This is a genomic window from Phyllobacterium phragmitis, assembly GCF_002980495.1.
Taxonomy (GTDB): domain Bacteria; phylum Pseudomonadota; class Alphaproteobacteria; order Rhizobiales; family Rhizobiaceae; genus Paramesorhizobium; species Paramesorhizobium phragmitis.
Map to the genome: position 1 here is coordinate 1 of NZ_PVBR01000016.1, position 16,886 is coordinate 16,886.

Annotated in this window: 16 protein-coding genes; 6 read left to right on the forward strand and 10 right to left on the reverse strand. The window is 60.7% G+C overall.

Annotation, left to right across the window (positions count from 1 at the left end):
* Positions 1-779, forward strand: a 779-nt coding sequence (locus tag C5748_RS19175; RefSeq protein ID WP_105743549.1) for an ISAs1 family transposase, incomplete at its 5' end; no start/stop codon positions are given.
* A gap of 123 nt (positions 780-902) precedes the next feature.
* On the opposite strand, the gene C5748_RS19180 is transcribed toward C5748_RS19175, so the two are convergent.
* Positions 903-1,856, reverse strand: a complete 954-nt coding sequence (locus C5748_RS19180) for an NmrA/HSCARG family protein (RefSeq protein ID WP_105743550.1) — start codon at positions 1,854-1,856, stop codon at positions 903-905.
* 97 nt (positions 1,857-1,953) lie between these two features.
* Here C5748_RS19180 and C5748_RS19185 point away from each other — a divergent pair, with 97 nt between their 5' ends.
* The gene (locus C5748_RS19185; protein ID WP_105743551.1) at positions 1,954-2,868 is read left to right on the forward strand and encodes a LysR family transcriptional regulator; all 915 of its coding nucleotides are present in this window, start codon (positions 1,954-1,956) and stop codon (positions 2,866-2,868) included.
* Positions 2,869-3,274: 406 nt separating this feature from the next.
* Positions 3,275-3,697, forward strand: a complete 423-nt coding sequence (locus C5748_RS19190) for a VOC family protein (RefSeq protein WP_105743645.1) — start codon at positions 3,275-3,277, stop codon at positions 3,695-3,697.
* 383 nt (positions 3,698-4,080) lie between these two features.
* Here C5748_RS19190 and lpxK read toward each other — a convergent pair whose 3' ends face one another.
* From lpxK to C5748_RS19220, 6 genes are read right to left on the reverse strand one after another with little or no spacing between them, the layout of a single operon-like run.
* Positions 4,081-5,109, reverse strand: a complete 1,029-nt coding sequence (gene lpxK, locus C5748_RS19195) for a tetraacyldisaccharide 4'-kinase (protein ID WP_105743552.1) — start codon at positions 5,107-5,109, stop codon at positions 4,081-4,083.
* Positions 5,109-6,428 carry a lipid IV(A) 3-deoxy-D-manno-octulosonic acid transferase gene (gene waaA / locus C5748_RS19200; protein WP_105743553.1) on the reverse strand — a complete coding sequence of 440 codons (1,320 nt, stop codon included), beginning with the start codon at positions 6,426-6,428 and terminating at the stop codon, positions 5,109-5,111. Before waaA ends, lpxK begins: the two co-directional genes overlap by 1 nt.
* Complete coding sequence (locus C5748_RS19205; RefSeq protein ID WP_105743554.1) at positions 6,425-7,210, reverse strand: lysophospholipid acyltransferase family protein; 786 nt, start codon at positions 7,208-7,210, stop codon at positions 6,425-6,427. The genes waaA and C5748_RS19205 overlap by 4 nt, the downstream gene beginning before the upstream one ends.
* A 37-nt stretch (positions 7,211-7,247) precedes the next feature.
* Positions 7,248-7,517, reverse strand: a complete 270-nt coding sequence (locus C5748_RS19210; RefSeq protein WP_105743646.1) for a DUF4170 domain-containing protein — start codon at positions 7,515-7,517, stop codon at positions 7,248-7,250.
* A gap of 38 nt (positions 7,518-7,555) precedes the next feature.
* A complete protein-coding gene (locus C5748_RS19215; RefSeq protein WP_105743555.1) occupies positions 7,556-8,365 on the reverse strand; it encodes a 3'(2'),5'-bisphosphate nucleotidase CysQ in 810 nt (269 codons plus the stop codon).
* On the reverse strand, positions 8,352-9,695 hold the full coding sequence (locus C5748_RS19220; protein WP_105743556.1) for a TldD/PmbA family protein: 1,344 nt from the start codon (positions 9,693-9,695) through the stop codon (positions 8,352-8,354). The genes C5748_RS19215 and C5748_RS19220 overlap by 14 nt, the downstream gene beginning before the upstream one ends.
* A gap of 174 nt (positions 9,696-9,869) precedes the next feature.
* Between C5748_RS19220 and C5748_RS19225 the strand changes: the two genes are divergently transcribed.
* From C5748_RS19225 to C5748_RS19235, 3 genes are all read left to right on the forward strand, one after another.
* A complete protein-coding gene (locus C5748_RS19225; RefSeq protein WP_105743557.1) occupies positions 9,870-11,714 on the forward strand; it encodes a monovalent cation:proton antiporter-2 (CPA2) family protein in 1,845 nt (614 codons plus the stop codon).
* Positions 11,715-12,148: 434 nt separating this feature from the next.
* Positions 12,149-12,430, forward strand: a complete 282-nt coding sequence (locus C5748_RS19230; protein WP_105743558.1) for a type II toxin-antitoxin system RelB/DinJ family antitoxin — start codon at positions 12,149-12,151, stop codon at positions 12,428-12,430.
* Entirely contained in the window at positions 12,363-12,755 is a 393-nt protein-coding gene (locus tag C5748_RS19235) for a type II toxin-antitoxin system YafQ family toxin (RefSeq protein WP_245581866.1), read from the forward strand. The genes C5748_RS19230 and C5748_RS19235 overlap by 68 nt, the downstream gene beginning before the upstream one ends.
* Before the next feature lie 319 nt (positions 12,756-13,074).
* Here C5748_RS19235 and C5748_RS19240 read toward each other — a convergent pair whose 3' ends face one another.
* The 3 genes from C5748_RS19240 to C5748_RS19250 are packed head-to-tail and all read right to left on the reverse strand — an operon-like array spanning position 13,075 to position 16,858.
* On the reverse strand, positions 13,075-13,956 hold the full coding sequence (locus tag C5748_RS19240) for a patatin-like phospholipase family protein (protein WP_105743560.1): 882 nt from the start codon (positions 13,954-13,956) through the stop codon (positions 13,075-13,077).
* A 17-nt stretch (positions 13,957-13,973) separates the two neighbouring features.
* Complete coding sequence (locus tag C5748_RS19245) at positions 13,974-15,293, reverse strand: M16 family metallopeptidase (protein WP_105743561.1); 1,320 nt, start codon at positions 15,291-15,293, stop codon at positions 13,974-13,976.
* 8 nt (positions 15,294-15,301) lie between these two features.
* A complete protein-coding gene (locus C5748_RS19250; RefSeq protein WP_245581867.1) occupies positions 15,302-16,858 on the reverse strand; it encodes a M16 family metallopeptidase in 1,557 nt (518 codons plus the stop codon).
* Positions 16,859-16,886 lie beyond the last annotated feature (28 nt).

Consider the following 16,886-nt stretch of genomic DNA (forward strand, 5'->3'; position numbering starts at 1 on the left):
ACAACCGCAGCAGGGGACAGAACCCGCTGCATCTGGTTTCAGCCTGGGCCGCACGCCAGCGTCTCGTGCTGGGACAGCAGGCTTGCGCGGAAAAATCCAACGAGATCACGGCCATCCCCGAATTGCTGGAGCGGCTGGAGCTCACCGGCGCCCTGGTGACCATCGACGCCATGGGCTGCCAGACCAAGATCGCCGCCGCCATCCGCAACAAGGGCGCCGATTATCTGCTTGCCCTCAAGGGCAACTGGCCCGCCCTTTGCGCCGAAGTCGAGCGCTTCTTCGCCGACGCTGGTCCGGACACCTGCCAACACCATCAAAGCACGGACAATGACCATGGCCGCCTCGAAATCCGCCGCCATGCCGTCTGCCATGATGTCGGCTGGCTCACCTCTGACAAACGTTTCCCCGGCGAATGGCGGTTCAAGGACCTCGCCATGATCGCAATGGTCGAGAGCGAAACCATACGGGGCGCAAAAACCTGCCTCGAACGGCGCTACTATCTGTCTTCCGCGACCCTCACCGCACAACAGTTCGCCCACGCCGTGCGCGCGCACTGGCATGTGGAGATCCGCCTTCACTGGGTCATGGATGTCGTCTTCCATGACGATCTCATGCGCCTGAGAACCCAGAACGGACCCGCCAACATGGCCACCGTCCGCCATATCAGCCTCAACCTCATCCGCTCCATCAACGACAAGGCCAGCCTCAAGGTCAGACGGAAAACGCTCGGATGGGACGACGATTATCTCGAAACCGCAATAACCGCAGCACACAAATGATTTTTCAAGCGATTCCCCTGACGCCGGGCAGTGTCGCAGTTTGAATTTCGGCTTCTGGTGGAGAAGCGGATTGGCGGCTTTTGGCTGCATTGGCGGATTAAGCGGTCTTTGCGATCTCGCCAATCAAACGCCGAAGGATTGGGCCTGCCCTTGCCACCCGGTCGATCGCAGAAATTGCTCCCATGTTAGGCTGTTCGAATTTACTTTTCGACTCCATGCGAGATCACGATCCTTGCGATAATAGCCATATTCGGTCGCATATTCCGCCATCCCCAACAGCTCGCGCACCAAGAGTTCGTTTGCCGCAAAATCGGGGAAGTGGTGTAGCAACCCCTCTCGGGTGTAAGCCGAACTGTATGCAGCCTTCCGACCCGTAACGCGGGTGAACGTGGCAACCATTTCCTCGGGCGAGAGAATGTCGCCGATGACCGGCATGGACTTGCCTGCATATTTCTCCGGATGGGAGAATATCTTCAGGACCGCGGGGCCGGTTGCACTCGTGGGATCGACAAAGGGAGCCCGGAAATCCTGTGGCAGATAGATCGGAAATACTAGGGTGTCGCCCTTCATGCGCGGCGTGTAGTATTCAAGCAGATTGGTATAAAAGAAGGCCAGTATGATGAAGGAGCTTTGCACAGGAAGAGCGCGAATATAATCCTCAACGTTCGCTTTGTCGGTAAAATGCGGAGCGAATTTTTTTCCGTGTGTGATTTGATCGACGTTTTCCAAACTGCTGAAAACAAGATGCTGGACGCCCGCCTCAACGGCCGCATCGGCTAATTCCTTGCCAAGTGCGGCTTCGTGGGTATCTGGAGGCGCGATGGGAGGCGTCATAAGGAACGCGCCGTGGGAACCTTCAAAGGCCCTCACCATCATCTGTTTTTGCCCCAGCTCCAACGGCACGCTCATGAGTTCCGCACCGTTATGCGCCAGGCTTTGCGCCTCCGCCGAGTCTACGCGGCGAGTCAGCGCCCGGACGCGGTAATTCCCGCTTTCCAGCAAGGATCGTGCGGCGCTGCGACCTTGCTTGCTCAAGGCACCGACGATGGTGATAAGGGGCTTGTGAGTTGGCGACATCACGCTCTCCATTGGTTGGCTTGTGGGTTAGCCGGAAAGCTATTCATCGCGCGAGTTATTCGGTAGATAGTAGGAACGTATAGGATAGTTCCAATAAATGGATAAGTCAGCGATCACGTTGGAGAGGATGCGCAGCTTCGTCCGCGTTGCAGAGCGTGGCAGCTTTTCTGCCGTGGCCCGCGAACAGGGCGTCGGCCAAGCGACCATCACCCGCCATATCACAGAGCTGGAGGGCGCGCTTGGCGTGACCCTTCTCAGTCGGACCACCCGGCGCGTCACGCTCACGGCCGAGGGCACGGATTACGTCGATAATGCGCGCACTATCCTGCGCCTTGTGGACGAAGCGGCCGATGACGTTCGCAGCGCGGGTGATCGCTTGGATGGAAAAATTCGGGTTTCCTGCACCGCCGCGTTGGGGGTGCAGCATGTCCAGCGAGTATTGTTCGCGTTTCAGGATCAGCATCCAAATGTGAGCATCGACCTCAGACTGTCCGACGTGCAAATCGATTTGGTCCGGGAGGCGGTGGATATTGCAATCAGATTGGGGCCACTTGCCGACAGTTCCATTCAGCGCAAGGCCATCGGTAATTCACGGCGGTTGCTGGTGGCTTCACGCGCCTATCTGGAAGAGCACGGACGCCCGCAGAGGCCGGATGATTTGCGGCACCATCAGACGATCCGCATGAGCAACGTAGTCGGAAGCGACATGCTCGTTCTCCACCCACAGGAGGGGCGGCCTTGCTCGATACCGTTCGACGGTCGGCTGCTGGTTGATCACGGCCTCGCCGCCCGGGAAGCCTTGATACAGGGGCGTGGCATCGCTCCCGCTCATGTCTGGTTGGTGGACGACCTTCTGCAGGCCGGGGCGGTGGAGCAGGTATTACCAGACTACGCGCCAGAGCCAGTGCCGCTATCCATCCTCATTGTACCCGGCCGCGCACGCATCAAGCGCATCCGCTCGCTGATCGACACGATTAGTGCTGCCCTCAAGGCATTGCCCGGTATTGGGTAGTGGTATGTCCGCATCCGGCGACTAAACCGGCGAAGTCTTATGGCCGATATGGGGTCGCATGCGGCTTTCCGAAAAACGGTCGTTTGTCGGAAGGCGAATAACGCGATGCATTTTGTTCGCTATCTGGCACGAAAGTTTCGGCGCAATTTGGCACCATCGGCAATGGCCGGAGGGGGTGGAAGGAGCCGACGCTCCACGCGAACGCCAGAGACGACCGCAAATGCGAACGAAGCTGCCGTTCCTTGACGATCTGATCACCTGTGGCTACACAGATACTGTCTGAAACAGGTTAGGTCGGGAAGGTTGGCCCGGCCCCCGTGCGAGCGGGTCCTTCCGTTACCTTGGTGGCGGCCCAAGACTATCAATGCGCGTGCATGGTGCATGCGCTGATAGAGAGGGTATGGACATGCAGCACCAGATTTCTGTCATCACACTCGCCACCACCGACCTTTCCCGGTCGCGTCGCTTCTACACCGAAGGTTTCGGCTGGTCGCCAGTCTTCGAGAATCACGAAATCGTCTTTTATCAAATGAACGGATTCGTTCTGGGAACATTTCTGAAGCGATCTCTGGAAGAAGACATGAAGCGTCCCGGCCTGCTCCTGCCGGGAGCTTTTTCTCTGGCGCATAATGTCGCGCGCCGAGAGGATGTCGAACCTGTAATAGCATGTTTAGCGAAAGCCGGTGGCCGGGTCATTCGTCCGGCCGACGAACCTCCACATGGCGGATTCCGCGGCTATGTGGCAGATCCAGACGATCATGCTTGGGAAATCACCTGGAACCCTGCATGGTCCATAGACGAGAACGGCCACGTCACCTTTGGATTGTGACCGGATCGACTTGGCGTTGATGCCAGCTATCGGCGTTCGCCGCTTCTTTGCGATCGTCTCGGAAGGGGTCGCATTCCGGCCGACCTGTCGCAAATGTCAGGCGCAAAATGAGCGGGATTCGAAGCGGTTCCACCACGTTGATCAGATCGCCACCGCTGTATCGCTCGATATGAACCAGTGGTGGAGCCCATCGGGGGCTTTCTTCAATCGTGTGCCTAAAGCCATCGGTATATTGGTTGCGACAGCTGTTGCGGAAATCCTGGGAGGCGGCTGGGGCGGCGGGCCTTGTGGGGAGATGGGCGCCTTCGATAAACTCAGGAGCCCAAAGGGGGCGCATCAGCTTTTCGGCTTGCCGAATACACCTCATCGCAAGACGCTTGCGATCATCCCTTTATCCGCCGTTGACGATAGCGTTCCTGCGTCGCCTCGATGATACGCCCGGCGATATCAGGCTGATCGAAAGCCAACTCGACATCGACAACGCTGAGCTTTTCCAGGAATTGCTTGGGCGTGCCGAGCCCCGTGGCAAGGCGGACATGGTCCTTGGCCGTGGTCACCAGGCCAAGATCGGCGGCAGCGGCGGTCTGCATCAGTTCGCCGATCTCCTCCTGACTGTAGGGATGGTGATCGGGGAAGGTGCGGGTCAGGGCCGGCACGCCGCCCATTTCGCTGAGACTTGCGAAAAACTTGTCGGGATTGCCGATGCCGGCGAAGGCGAGAAAGCGCCTGCCGGAAATCAGCTTCGCGGAACTGGGAGCAAGACGCGCCTCATAGATCGGCTTTGCCGCCCGCGCCGCCTGCCGGATCACCCTGTCCGCGCCGCTGCCCGTCCCGATCTTGAGGAGCGCGTCGGCCTTGCGCAACTGATCGATCAGCGGGGCGCGCAGCGGCCCTGCCGGTATGACACGGCCATTGCCGACGCCGCGGCTCGTATCCACTGCGATGAGCGCGTAGTCGATATGTAGCCGCGCGCTCTGGAAGCCGTCATCCATGATGAGGAAATCGCATCCCTCGCCGATCAACAACCTGGCTGCGGCGATGCGATCCGGCGAGACCGCGACGGGCGCATGGCGGGCGAGCAGCAGGGGTTCATCGCCGGTGAGCCTGGCGCTGTCATGGACGGGATCGACAAGGTGAACGCCGGAAAACCCGCCGCCATAGCCGCGTGAGACGATCCCCGGCTTCAGCCCCTTTGCCAGCGCTGCTTTGGCAAAGGCGATGGCTGTCGGCGTCTTGCCGGCGCCGCCCACCGTGAAATTGCCGACGCAAAGGACCGGCACCGGCACTTTGGGCGGGACGGCACGCAACAGCCTGCGCCGGGCGGCGGCGCCATAAAGGGCGGAGAGCGGCGAAAGGACGAGGGCGCGCCAGTCCGGCTTTTCCCACCAGAATGGAGGAGCCTCGCTTGCCATCAGCGCGACCCTTGTGTTCCCGTCAACTGCGCCTGGACAATCAGCGGCTGGATGAAAGGCTCAAGCGCAACCAATGTGCGTTCAAGCGATCCGCGCATATCGTCGACGGTCCGGGCGGCGGCGGCGATCATCTCCTGGCGCTGCGTCTCGTTGTTGAACAGGAAATTGACCGCGCCCGCCAGCATCTCGCGGTCGCGAACCAGCTTCGCACCGCCATTCTTGATGAGCCGCTGATAGGAATCGCGGAAATTCTGGACATTGCGGCCCGACAGGATGGCGGTGCCGACCATGGCCGGCTCCAGCGGGTTTTGCCCACCCTCGCCGGTTAGGGAGCGGCCGACAAAGGCGATATCGGTGAGCCTGAGATAAAGCCCCATCTCGCCGATCGTGTCGCCGAGGAAGACATTGGTTTCCGGGGTGATCGGGTCATTGCGGCTCCTCACCGCCACATTGAGACCACGCGCGGTCATCATCGCCTCAAGGGCTGCGGCACGGTCGGGATGGCGCGGTACGATGATCGTCAACAGATCCTTATGCCGGGTCTTCAGCATGTCATGGACCTCGACGGCAATCTGCTCCTCGCCCTGATGGGTGGAGATCGCCGCCCATGTCTTGCGCTGGCCGATCTGCGCCTTGAATGCCGCAACCGCCGCCTCATCGGCGGGCGGGACGACGGCGTCGACCTTCAGATTGCCTGAAACAACCACCGGGCGGGCGCCAAGCGTGCGGAACCGCTCGCCGTCGACCTCCGACTGCGCCACCACGAGCGCGAGGTTCTCGAACAATGCCTCGGCCAGCGAGGCGCGTTTCTTCCATGCGGCAAACGAACGGTCGGAAAGCCGCCCATTGACCAGCACCTGCGGCACACGGCGCGCGCCGAGTTCGAGGATCGTCATCGGCCAGATCTCGGATTCGCAGATCACGGCGAGGTCCGGGCACCAATGGGTCAGGAATCTTTGGACCGCAGGCTTGAGATCAAGCGGGACATATTGATGGATCACCCGGTCCTGCAGCCGCTCGGCAACGAGCTTGGCCGATGTCACGGTACCCGTGGTCAGCACCACATGGATATCCATCGCGATGATGCGCTCGATCAGCGGGATGACCGCGGAGGTTTCACCGACGCTTGCCGCATGCACCCAGACCAGCGGACCATCGGGCCGCGGGACGCTGGCCTTGCCATAGCGCTCCCGGCGGCGGGCGTGGTCTTCCTTGCCTCTCGATGCACGGAACGCGACGTAGGCGCCAACGGCCGGGTAGACGGCGGCCCCGCCCCAGCGATAGGCGGTGAGGATCGTGCGGGCCCATTTTTCGCTCATGCGACTTGCTCCGGGGCGGCGTGCTCCAGACGGCCATAAGCGTCAGCCGTCACCGCGTTGAGTTTCTCTGTCAATTCCACCCGCTTTGCCTCGAGCACGGCATCATCGGCGTCCTCCGGCACGAGAACCGGCTCGCATGTAACCACGACCGACCGGCCGAAGGGCAGCGGTATGGCCGTCTTGTCCCAGGTTTTTTCCAGAATCTTGCGGCGGGAAAAGGCGTAGCCGATCGGCACGATGGGACGTCCCGAAAGCTTGCCGAGAAGAATGACGCCCTGGCCTGCCTCGCGCGCCTTGCCATGCGCGATATCGGCGATGATGGCCGTCGACTTGCCTTGTTTCAAGGCATTCTTCAACGCCAGAAGCGCCCGCGCGCCGCCCTTCTCTATGCGGCTGCGCGATCCGCGCCCGCCGGAGCCACGCACCGTCTGGAGGCCCAGCCGCTCGGCGACCCGGGCATTGAGTTCGGCATCGGCGCTGCGCGAGAACATGGCGACCAGTTCCAGCCCCTCTGGCCGCAGGAACGGCGCCATCAGATGCTGGCCATGCCAGCAGGTGACGATGAGAGGGCTGTAATCGCGCTTCAGTTCGCCGGGATCCTTGGAACCCTCCAGACGCGGATTGGTGGCGTGGACGAATTTCAGGTAAGCGGAGATCAGCCATACCAGCGCCGACTTCACCACCGCCGAGCGTGCCAGCGGCCCGCGAATGCTGCGCCAGATATTTTTGGCCGCGCTGTCCTTTCGCGGCCCGGGAGGCGCGATTTCCACGTTTTCTGCCATGCTTCCTCTGGACTTGCCGGCGGTCCGTGACGGACCGTCAGCTTCCCTTCCCTGATGCAATCGCATTGGCGGCGGTGGCCGGATCGAGCAGCCGATGCAGATGCACGATGAAATAACGCATATGGGCGTTATCGACAGTCGCTTGCGCCTTTGCCTTCCATGCGACTTTTGCCGATTCGTAGTCCGGATAGATGCCGACAATATCGAGATCATCCAGATCGCGGAACTCCGAGCCCGTCAAATTCTTCAATTCCCCGCCAAAAACGAGATGAAGAAGCTGTTTCTTGCCTTCGCCGTCTGCGCTCATCATTACAAATCCCAAACAGAGTGAACCGTGCGGAATGATTAGCCGAACGCCGTTTGCGCCACAACACCCAACATCTCGTCGAGCAACGGACCACTCGCCGCGACCAGCGTGCCGTGCTTGTGGGTCGGGCCGCCGTAACGCAGCCGTTCGGCATCCGCAGTGACGACTTCGCCGCCTGCTTCCGCCAATATAAGGTCGGCGGCGGCGAGATCCCAGTCATGCGAATTGGGCCGCACGAATGTTCCCGCGATCTCGCCGCGCGCCACCATGGCGATGCGATAGGCCAGCGACGGCACATAAGGATAAGGCTCGACGCGGCTGCGGAAGTCTTCCGGCAGAAGCGCCAGCGCCGAGCGCGCCATGGCAATCTTCAGCCTGTCCTGGCTGGCGAGATCGACAACCTTGATGTCGCGCCCGTTCTGGCGCGCACCAGTACCAAGGCTCGCCTCCACCACCTCGCCGCGCGCCGGGCAATCCAGCACGCCGGCCAATGGCCTGTCATTCTCGACAATGCCGATGCTGACGCACCACACATCCTTGCCGGCGATGAAGGCGCGGGTGCCGTCGATCGGGTCGACCACGAAAAAGCGGCGACGCACTATTGCGGCGCGCTCGTCGACCGTCTCCTCGGAGATCCAGCCATAGTCCGGCCGCGCGGTCAAAAGCGCGTCTTTAAGAAAGGCATCGACAGCCATATCGGCCTCGCTCACCGGTGACTGGCCTTCCTTCATCCAGACTTCCGGGTCGCGGCCGAAAAACCGCATGGCGATGCGGCCGGCCTCTTGCGCCACCGCACGGATCAGCGCCAGCTCTGCCTCGGGCGTTACGGGGGTCTCAACTTCCGGCAAGGGTCATGCCTTCTATGCCAAGTGTCGGCGCGGCCGTGCCGAAATTGCGGTCGATATCGTTTGCCGGGGTCAGGTTGAGGAACATGTCCTTCAAATTGGAGGCGATGGTCACTTCGCTGACGGGATAGCTGAGCTGGCCATTCTCGATCCAGAAGCCCGATGCGCCGCGGCTATATTGCCCCGTTATCATGTCGACGCCCTGGCCGAAGACCTCGGTCACATAAAAGCCGGTGCCGACGCCACGGATGAGGTCTTCCGGCGATGCCTCGCCGGGCTCGATGGCGAAATTGCTGGAAGAGGGAACGACCGTCGAGCCGGAGCGGGACCCGCGCCCGTTGGTTTCGAGCCCCAGCTCCTTGGCGGTCGAAGACGACAGGAACCAATGCCTGAGCACGCCATCCTCGACCATGGCGAGCTTTTGCCCCTCGATGCCTTCACCGTCGAAAGGCCGCGATGACGTCCCGCGCATGCGCAGCGGATCATCCGTCGCGCTGATGCCGGTCTTCAGGATCTGCTTGCCCATGGAATCCTTGAGGAAGCTGGTCTTGCGGGCAATCGAAGCGCCGTTGATCGCGCCTGCCAGATGCCCGGCGATACCGCGCGCGACGCGCGGATCGAAGATCACGCTGACCGGGCCGGTTTTCGCCTTGCGCGCGCCGAGGCGGCGGACCGCGCGTTCGCCGGCGCTGCGCCCGATGACAGCTGCATCCTCCAGTTCGGAAAAATGCAGGCGCGACGTGAAATCATAATCGCGCTCCATCGCCGTTCCGGTTCCTGCAATGGCGCTGGCCGAGCTGCCGAAGCGCGTTACCGCATACTGCCCCTCGAAACCGGCTGACGTGACCAGGACCAGACCGCCCATGCCCGCCAAGGCCGATGCCCCGCCGGAATTGGTGACGCCTGTGACGGCCAGGGCTGCCTCCTCCGCCGCGAAAGCGTCCTCGGTCAGCCTGGCGGCTCCCACCGTGGTCGGGTCGAACAGATCGAGGTCGCGCGGTTTGCCGACCAGCAATCCATTCGGCGCCAGCCCCTCATAGGGATCTTCCGGAGAGACTTTCGCCATGGCGACGGCGCGCTCGGCGAGCCTTGCCGGATCAACATCGGCATTGGCGGAAACGCTTGCCACCCGCTTGCCGACAAAAACCCGCAGGGCGAAATCATCGCTTTCAGAGGCATCCGTTCCCTCGACCTTGCCAAGGCGAACGGTCACGCTCGTGGCGCGTGAGCGGATCACGACCGCGTCGGCCGTGTCGGCGCCGGCGCGGCGCGCGGCTTCGACGAGAGAGGCGGCCTTGTCGACCAATTGTCGGGAATCTGTCGGAGCGTTCATGATTATTCCGGTTCAAGCCGTGTGGAGGACGAGGATTTGTTGGAACGATTATTTGAGACAAAACTGAAATCAGCCCATAATCTCCCTATATGGTGCAATATCGGGTGCATCAAGGCGGTTGCCAAGAATCCTTTTTCCAATCAAGTTCATCAGGCAGTTCAGCAAGGTCGCGTAATGGTCCCGGAAGGCGGAAATCTCTATCTTCAATCGCTGATGCTTCTGGGCGGCGCGATCATCGCTGCTCCCCTGTTCAAAAGGCTCGGGCTCGGGACCGTTCTCGGCTATCTCGCGGCAGGCATCATCATCGGCCCTGTCGCCCGTCTCATCAGCGATGGCGAGAATTTTCTGCATTTTGCCGAGCTTGGCATCGTCTTCCTGCTTTTCATCATCGGCCTGGAGCTGAAGCCATCCCGGCTGTGGTCACTCAGGCACTCGATCTTCGGCCTCGGCCTGGCCCAGGTCCTGTTGACCGGCGCGGCACTGACCGCGCTCGCCGTCTATCTGGCCGGACTACCTTTCGAGGCTGCCGTCATCGTCGGCCTGGGGCTCGCGCTTTCCTCCACCGCCTTTGCGATGCAGGTGCTGGAAGATCGCGCCGAGACCAACCAGAGGCACGGCCAGCGGGCTTTTTCCATCCTGCTCTTCCAGGATCTCGCCATCGTGCCCATCCTGGCGCTGATTCCCGTCCTTTCGACCCAGGGAGCCTCGCAGGAGGGCGCAAGCTTCCAAATCGCCGCCGCCATCATCGGCATCGCGGCGCTGATCCTCGCCGGCCGCTATCTGCTGAACCCGATGTTCCGCATCATCGCCAATACCGGGGCCCGCGAGGTGATGATCGCGGCCGCACTTTTCGTGGTGCTCGGCGCCGCGATGCTGATGCAGTCCGCTGGCCTTTCCATGGCCATGGGCGCCTTCATCGCCGGCGTTCTCCTCGCCGAATCCTCCTACCGGCATGAGCTCGAAGCCGATATCGAGCCGTTTCGCGGCATCCTGCTCGGCCTCTTCTTCGTCGCCGTGGGCCTGTCGCTCAATCTCACCGTCATCGCGGAGAACTGGCTGGCCATCCTGTTGGCCGTCCCCGTGCTGATGGCGGTCAAGATCGCGATCGTCTATCTGCTTTGCCGCATCTTCCGCTCCGGTCATGACGACGCGATCCGCGTTGCATTCCTGCTGCCGCAAGGCGGCGAGTTCGGCTTCGTGCTGTTCACGGCCGCTTCCGCTGCCGCGATCATCTCCGGTTCGCTGGCTTCGCAACTCGTCGCCGTGGTCACCATATCCATGGCGCTCACGCCGCTTTCCGTGGCGCTTGGCAACCGGCTGCTCGCCGGCGACAAGGAGGAAGAAATGGAGGAGGATTTCGACGGCGCAGGCGCAGATGTGCTGATGATCGGCTTTTCGCGTTATGGCCAGATCGCCGCGCAGATATTGCTCGCCGGCGGCATCGACGTCACCGTCATCGATTCTTCGGCCAATCGCATTCGCGCTGCCGGCAAATTCGGCTTCCGGATTTATTTCGGCGATGGTACGCGCAAGGACGTGCTCGAGGCATCAGGGATAAGGCGCGCCAAGATCGTCGCCATCTGCACGCAGAAAAAAGACGTGACCAACCGGATCGTCGACCTGATCCAGTCGGAATTTCCCGACGTAAAACTTTTCGTGCGCTCCTACGATCGTGAACACACATTGCAGTTGCGGGCGAAGCAGGTCGATTACGAGTTGCGCGAAACGTTTGAATCGGGGCTTGTGTTCGGGCGCAGAACATTGGAGAAGCTCGGCATCAGCGAAGACCTCGCCGGCCAGATCACAGAAGCCGTGCGCAAGCGCGACGAGGACCGGCTCCACGTGCAGGCGACAGAAGGCATTCTGGCAGGCAAGCATCTGCTCTTCAACAGGCCGGTGACGCCGGAGCCCCTGATGAAACCGACGCGCGAAGCCAAGCCGCTCGACAAGATCACCGAGGAGACGCTGGCACCCGCGGAGGCAACCGACATGGCGGTGCAAGCGGAGCCGGCGGAGTAATTTTTCGGTAGTAAACACCACCAGACTTGAGCTGACCGCCGATTCATCCTGGAAACAATACGGTTTCAGGAGTTTTGAATGAGGACAGTGCACGATCTGAAAGACAAGCGAGCCGAAATTGGGGGGGCGGCTTCAGGCGGTCAATCGCGAACAGAGTGATCTGCAGAGGCGGATTGTTGCGCTCGACGAAGTGATCGCGATCTATGACGATGATTATGCACCGATTTCCAAGCAGTCGCCATTGCCGCGCAATAATCGTCGGAACGAACCCACTGCAAGATAGGGTAGACGTGGACACCGCTCAGTGAGCAAGTCCCGCGTCTTCCTCCGAACCGTGCGGGCAGCTTTTACTGCACACGGCTCTGAGGATCTCCGCTTGAAAATGTTGCTCATTTGGGCTACATACATATCGAACTTAATAAGGAGGCTAAAAGATGGTTGCAAACGCATACGTGCGCGCCCGCATTGAACCTTCGGTGAAGGATAGCGCCGCCTTGGTACTCGACAGTCTTGGACTAACTACCTCGGATATCATCCGTATCGTTTTGACCAGGATCGCCCGAGATAAAGCTCTTCCCATCGAGTTGACTCGACCCAACGCCAAAACAATCGCCGCGATGGAGGAAGCAAGAGCCATCAAGGCGGGTCATGGCAAACATTTTGATACTGCCGAAGAGCTATTTGGGGCACTCAAGGGTAACAAGCTTGTCAAGTGATAGGAAACGAGCGAAGTCCGCTTCTAGTAAGCGGGCTTCGCTGCCGCGGCAATCAAGTCATACCAAGCAATTCCAAAAAGATTGGGAGCGTCTTTCCAGGTCTGGCCGATATGACATGGTCGCACTGAAGAAAGTCGTAGGTTTGATCATAGATAACGATGGCCCTCTGCCAGCCGAGCTGAAGGATCATGAGTTGTCGGGTGATTGGAAAGATCATCGAGAATGTCATATCGGGGGCGATTTTCTCCTCATCTACACGGTAGACGAAAAAAAGAATCTGGTGGTGTTCGTCGCTACCGGTACACACGCCGAACTCCTTGAATGAAGTATTCATCCAGTCCGTCTCTGCCTGCGCGCGCCCGCGTCCTGCTGTGGGCCTTTCGGATCGTTCAGCCCGACGCCCGATGTTGCGTATTGGCTCTGTGGATCTTTGTCGCAGCCGGAAGCCTCACTATCAGATCCATCCATGCGAACCTTAGAGGCGAACTGTTCGTCGCGCGGAATTGTGATTTAATTCGAGTTTTGTGATCTTTACCACCTAATGCCGTAATTTTCGCTCGGAAAAAGCGAATACGATTTGTCATCCACGGCGGGACCGGAACACGCGAACGCAAAACCGGCTCCGACTTTTCCTCAACACCGCCTCAAGCGCTCTTGCGGCCTTCGGAGAAGGTCAGCGCCGCGTCGAGGGCGTGTTTCAGCTCATCCTTCACGCCCGCACTTTCGCGCAGGATCTGCTCGACCCGCATGAAATCGAGCACCCGGAAATGCGACACCTGCGGCCGCAGCAAGATGACGGGCCGCGCGCGCTTGAGTTTGGTGGCGATGATCGACTGCATCAACAGTTGCGTCGCGCCGAACATGGCATCGATGGAGGACGGCATCTTGCTGTCGTCCCCGAGCGGGCCGCCGACGACATCGATGGCGATGACGATATCCGCCTTATCCTCCAGGAGCTCGAAAGGCACCGGGTTATAGATGCCGCCGTCGATCAGAATCCGCCCGTCGCGCCGGATCGGCCTGAACAGGGCAGGGATTGCCGCCGATGCGGCAAGTGCCGAAACGAGATCGCCGCTTTCGAGGATCGCTTCCTGTTGGCCGTAAAAATCGGTAGCGATGACGGTGAGCGGGATCTCAAGTTCCTCGAATGTTGCCGGCAATTGCTCCGGCAGGAACGCCTTCAGGATCTTTTCGATGTTGAACTGGGTGAAGCGAATGCCCTCGGCCAGGATTTCGGAGAAGCTCGTCGGGCGCGTCTTCCACATGCGGCCGGCAATTTGGACGCGATTGGCGAGCGTGGCGTTGCAATAGGCCCGGATGTCCCTGCCGCTCATGCCGGACGCCATGCCGGCGCCGATGAGTGCGCCGATCGAAGAACCCGAGATCGCCACCGGACGGATGCCCATCTCATCGAGAGCCTCGATGACATTGATATGCGCGATGCCACGCGCACCGCCGCCGCCGAAGGCGATCGCAACGGACGGGCCTGATCTTACAGCGCTTTCGCCTACGAGTGCTGTCGTCACGCGCTTCTCCCGAAAGGCTACATCTGCGCCGGGCCGACCATGAGGATCGCCGGGTTTGCCTCCAGCAGTTTCTTCGCCACCGCCTTTACCTGATCCATGGTAACGGCATTGATGAGACCGGCACGCTTGTCGATATAATCGCGGCCCAGATCCTCTTGCTGCAACGATACGAGCGTCCGCGCAATGCCGCTGGACGAATCGAGATTGTTGACGGCATAGGAACCGATCACATAGCTCTTGGCCGCGGCCAGTTCCTCCTCCGTCGGACCATCGCTGGCCATGCGGCTCACCTGGTCGCGAATGATCTTGAGCGTCTCCTGCGCCCGATCCGGGCGGGTGGCGGTCGATATCATCAGAGCCGAGGCGTGATCGCGAATGATCAGCGATGAATTGACGGAATAGGCAAGGCCACGCTTCTCGCGTACTTCCCTGTAGAGGCGCGAGGAGAACCCGCCTCCCAGGATGTGGTTCATGAGATGGGCCGCGAAGAAATCGGGATCGTGGCGCGAAACGCCGGGATAGACGAGGGCAATCGAGGTCTGCGGCAGCTTATAGCTGACGCTGGTGGTGGCGCCGAGCGCCAGCTTCGCATCGGGAACGGGCGTCAGTTCGGCTTTCTCCGGCAAGCCGGCGAACACCTTGTCGAGCAGCGGAGCAAGCTCCTGCGGGCTGATCGAGCCGACGACGCCGATGGTGAGATTGTCGCGGGCGAACACCTTGCGGTGATAGGCCAGGAGATCGTCACGCGTGACGGCCAGGAGCGACTTTTCCGTTCCCTTCTCGCGGCGGGCATAAGGATGGCTGCCATAGAGGACTTCGGCGAATTTCTGCGAAGCGATGGTGCTCGGATCGCGTTCCGATGCCTTGATGTCGGCGATGATCTGCTGGCGAATGCGGTCGACCGGCTTTTGATCGAAGCGCGGCCTGTTGACGGCGAGCGCCAGGAGATCGAAAGCCGCCTCGCGATTTTCCGCAAGCATGCGCATGGAACCGCCGATGTCATCCTGGGTTTCCGAAAAGCTCATCTCGGCTCCTACATTGTCGAGCCGCTCCTGATAGGCATCCGAAGGAAGATCGCCCGCGCCTTCATCGAACAGGCCGGTCATCAGATTGCCGAGCCCCTCCTTGCCGGTGGGGTCCTGCGTCGAACCGCCCTTGAAGGAAAAGCGGATCGAGATCAGCGGCACGAAGTCATCCTGCACCAGCCAGGCCCGCACGCCCTTGGGCGATACCACTTCCTGAATGGTGACGGCACGCGCCGGCAGGACGAAGAACAGAACAGCGATGAAAGCCGCGGCAAGAGCGCGCCCGTGACGATAGAGAAAAAAGCCTGACATGTTCACTTTCACTGCACCACTCCCTGCGTTCCCCCATCGGACGTTCCCGGCTGCAGCGGCACGATCTGCCCGGCATCCGGCTGCTGCTCCGATTGTGCGCTCTGCGGCTCGTCCGCCGGAGGCAAGAGATAACTCGTCACCGAACGTGCTTCGACGAGATAACGGGCGGCGGCATTCTTGACCTGCTCCGTCGTCACCGCGCGAATGCGCTTCGGCCAATCCTGCACATCCTGGACCGTTCCGCCGACAGCCAGCGTCGAGCCATAGATGCGCGCCATGCCCATCTGATTGTCATGCGAGAAGATGACGCTCTTCAAGAAGCGGTTGCGCGCCTGCAGGAGTTCCGTTTCGGTCACGCCATCCTTGATGATGCGGGTGATCTCGGCTTCCACCGCGACCTCGACCTCATCGAGCGTGGCATCGCCGCGCGGCGCGCCATAGACGGAGAAGATACCATCATCGAGCGCGCTACCCGAATAGTTGGCGCCGGCGGCGGCAGCGATACCCTTCTTGACGATCAGTTCCTGATAAAGACGACTGCGGATCGATCCGCCGAGAATCTCGCTGAGGAGATCGAGCGCCTCCGCCTCTCCCGGCTTGGCGTTGTGATAGGACGGAACCACCCACATCTTGCGGAAGCTCGGCTGCGAGACACGCGGATCATTCAGCGTAGCCGTGCGCCTGGTGTGCTGTACCGGCTCCTGCGGGCGGATGCGCGGGCCCGGATCGGCGCGACGCGGAACCTTGCCATAGGTCTTTTCGGCAAGTGCCAGCACCCTCTCCGGGGTGACGTCGCCTGAGATCACAAGCGTCGCATTGTTCGGCGTATAGAAGCGCTCGTAGAAATCGGTGGCATCCTTCAGATCGAGCTTCTGCATTTCCCGCATCCAGCCGATAACCGGAACACGGTAGGGATGGTTCAGGAAAAGCACGGCATTCGCTTCCTCGGCAAGGATCGCGGCGGGATCACCGTCGACACGCATCCGGCGCTCCTCGAGGATGACGTCGCGCTCGGTATCCACCACCTCATCCGTCAGGACCAGATTTTCCATCCGATCCGCCTCATAGGTCATCACCATTTCCAGCGCCTGCGGAGCCACCTGCTGGTAATAAGCGGTGTAATCATAGGAGGTGAAGGCATTTTCCTGGCCGCCGATCCCGGACACCTTGTTGGAAAATTCACCCGCCGGGTAGGTCTTGGTGCCCTTGAACATCAGATGTTCGAGGAAATGCGCGATGCCCGATTTTCCCGGCAACTCGTCGGCGGAACCGACATGATACCAGACCATCTGAGTGACGACGGGCGCGCGATGATCCGGGATGACCACGACCTCCAGCCCGTTTTCGAGCTTGAAATCGCTGACGCCGTCATTCGTGACGATCTCCGGCTTTTGAACCGGCGTCTCTCGAGCCGGCGCTTCGGTGACCGGTTCAGGCGTTTTTTGAGCTGGGGCTGGGGCGGCCGTTTGCGCACCGGCCTGGAGGACTGGCGCAAGCGGCGTGGCACTGAGGGCGGCGACTGTTAATATCGAAAGCAGCAGATGGCGGATCGTGAAGCTCGGCACAGAAAGGCGTCCTTTGGATTAGAGCGTG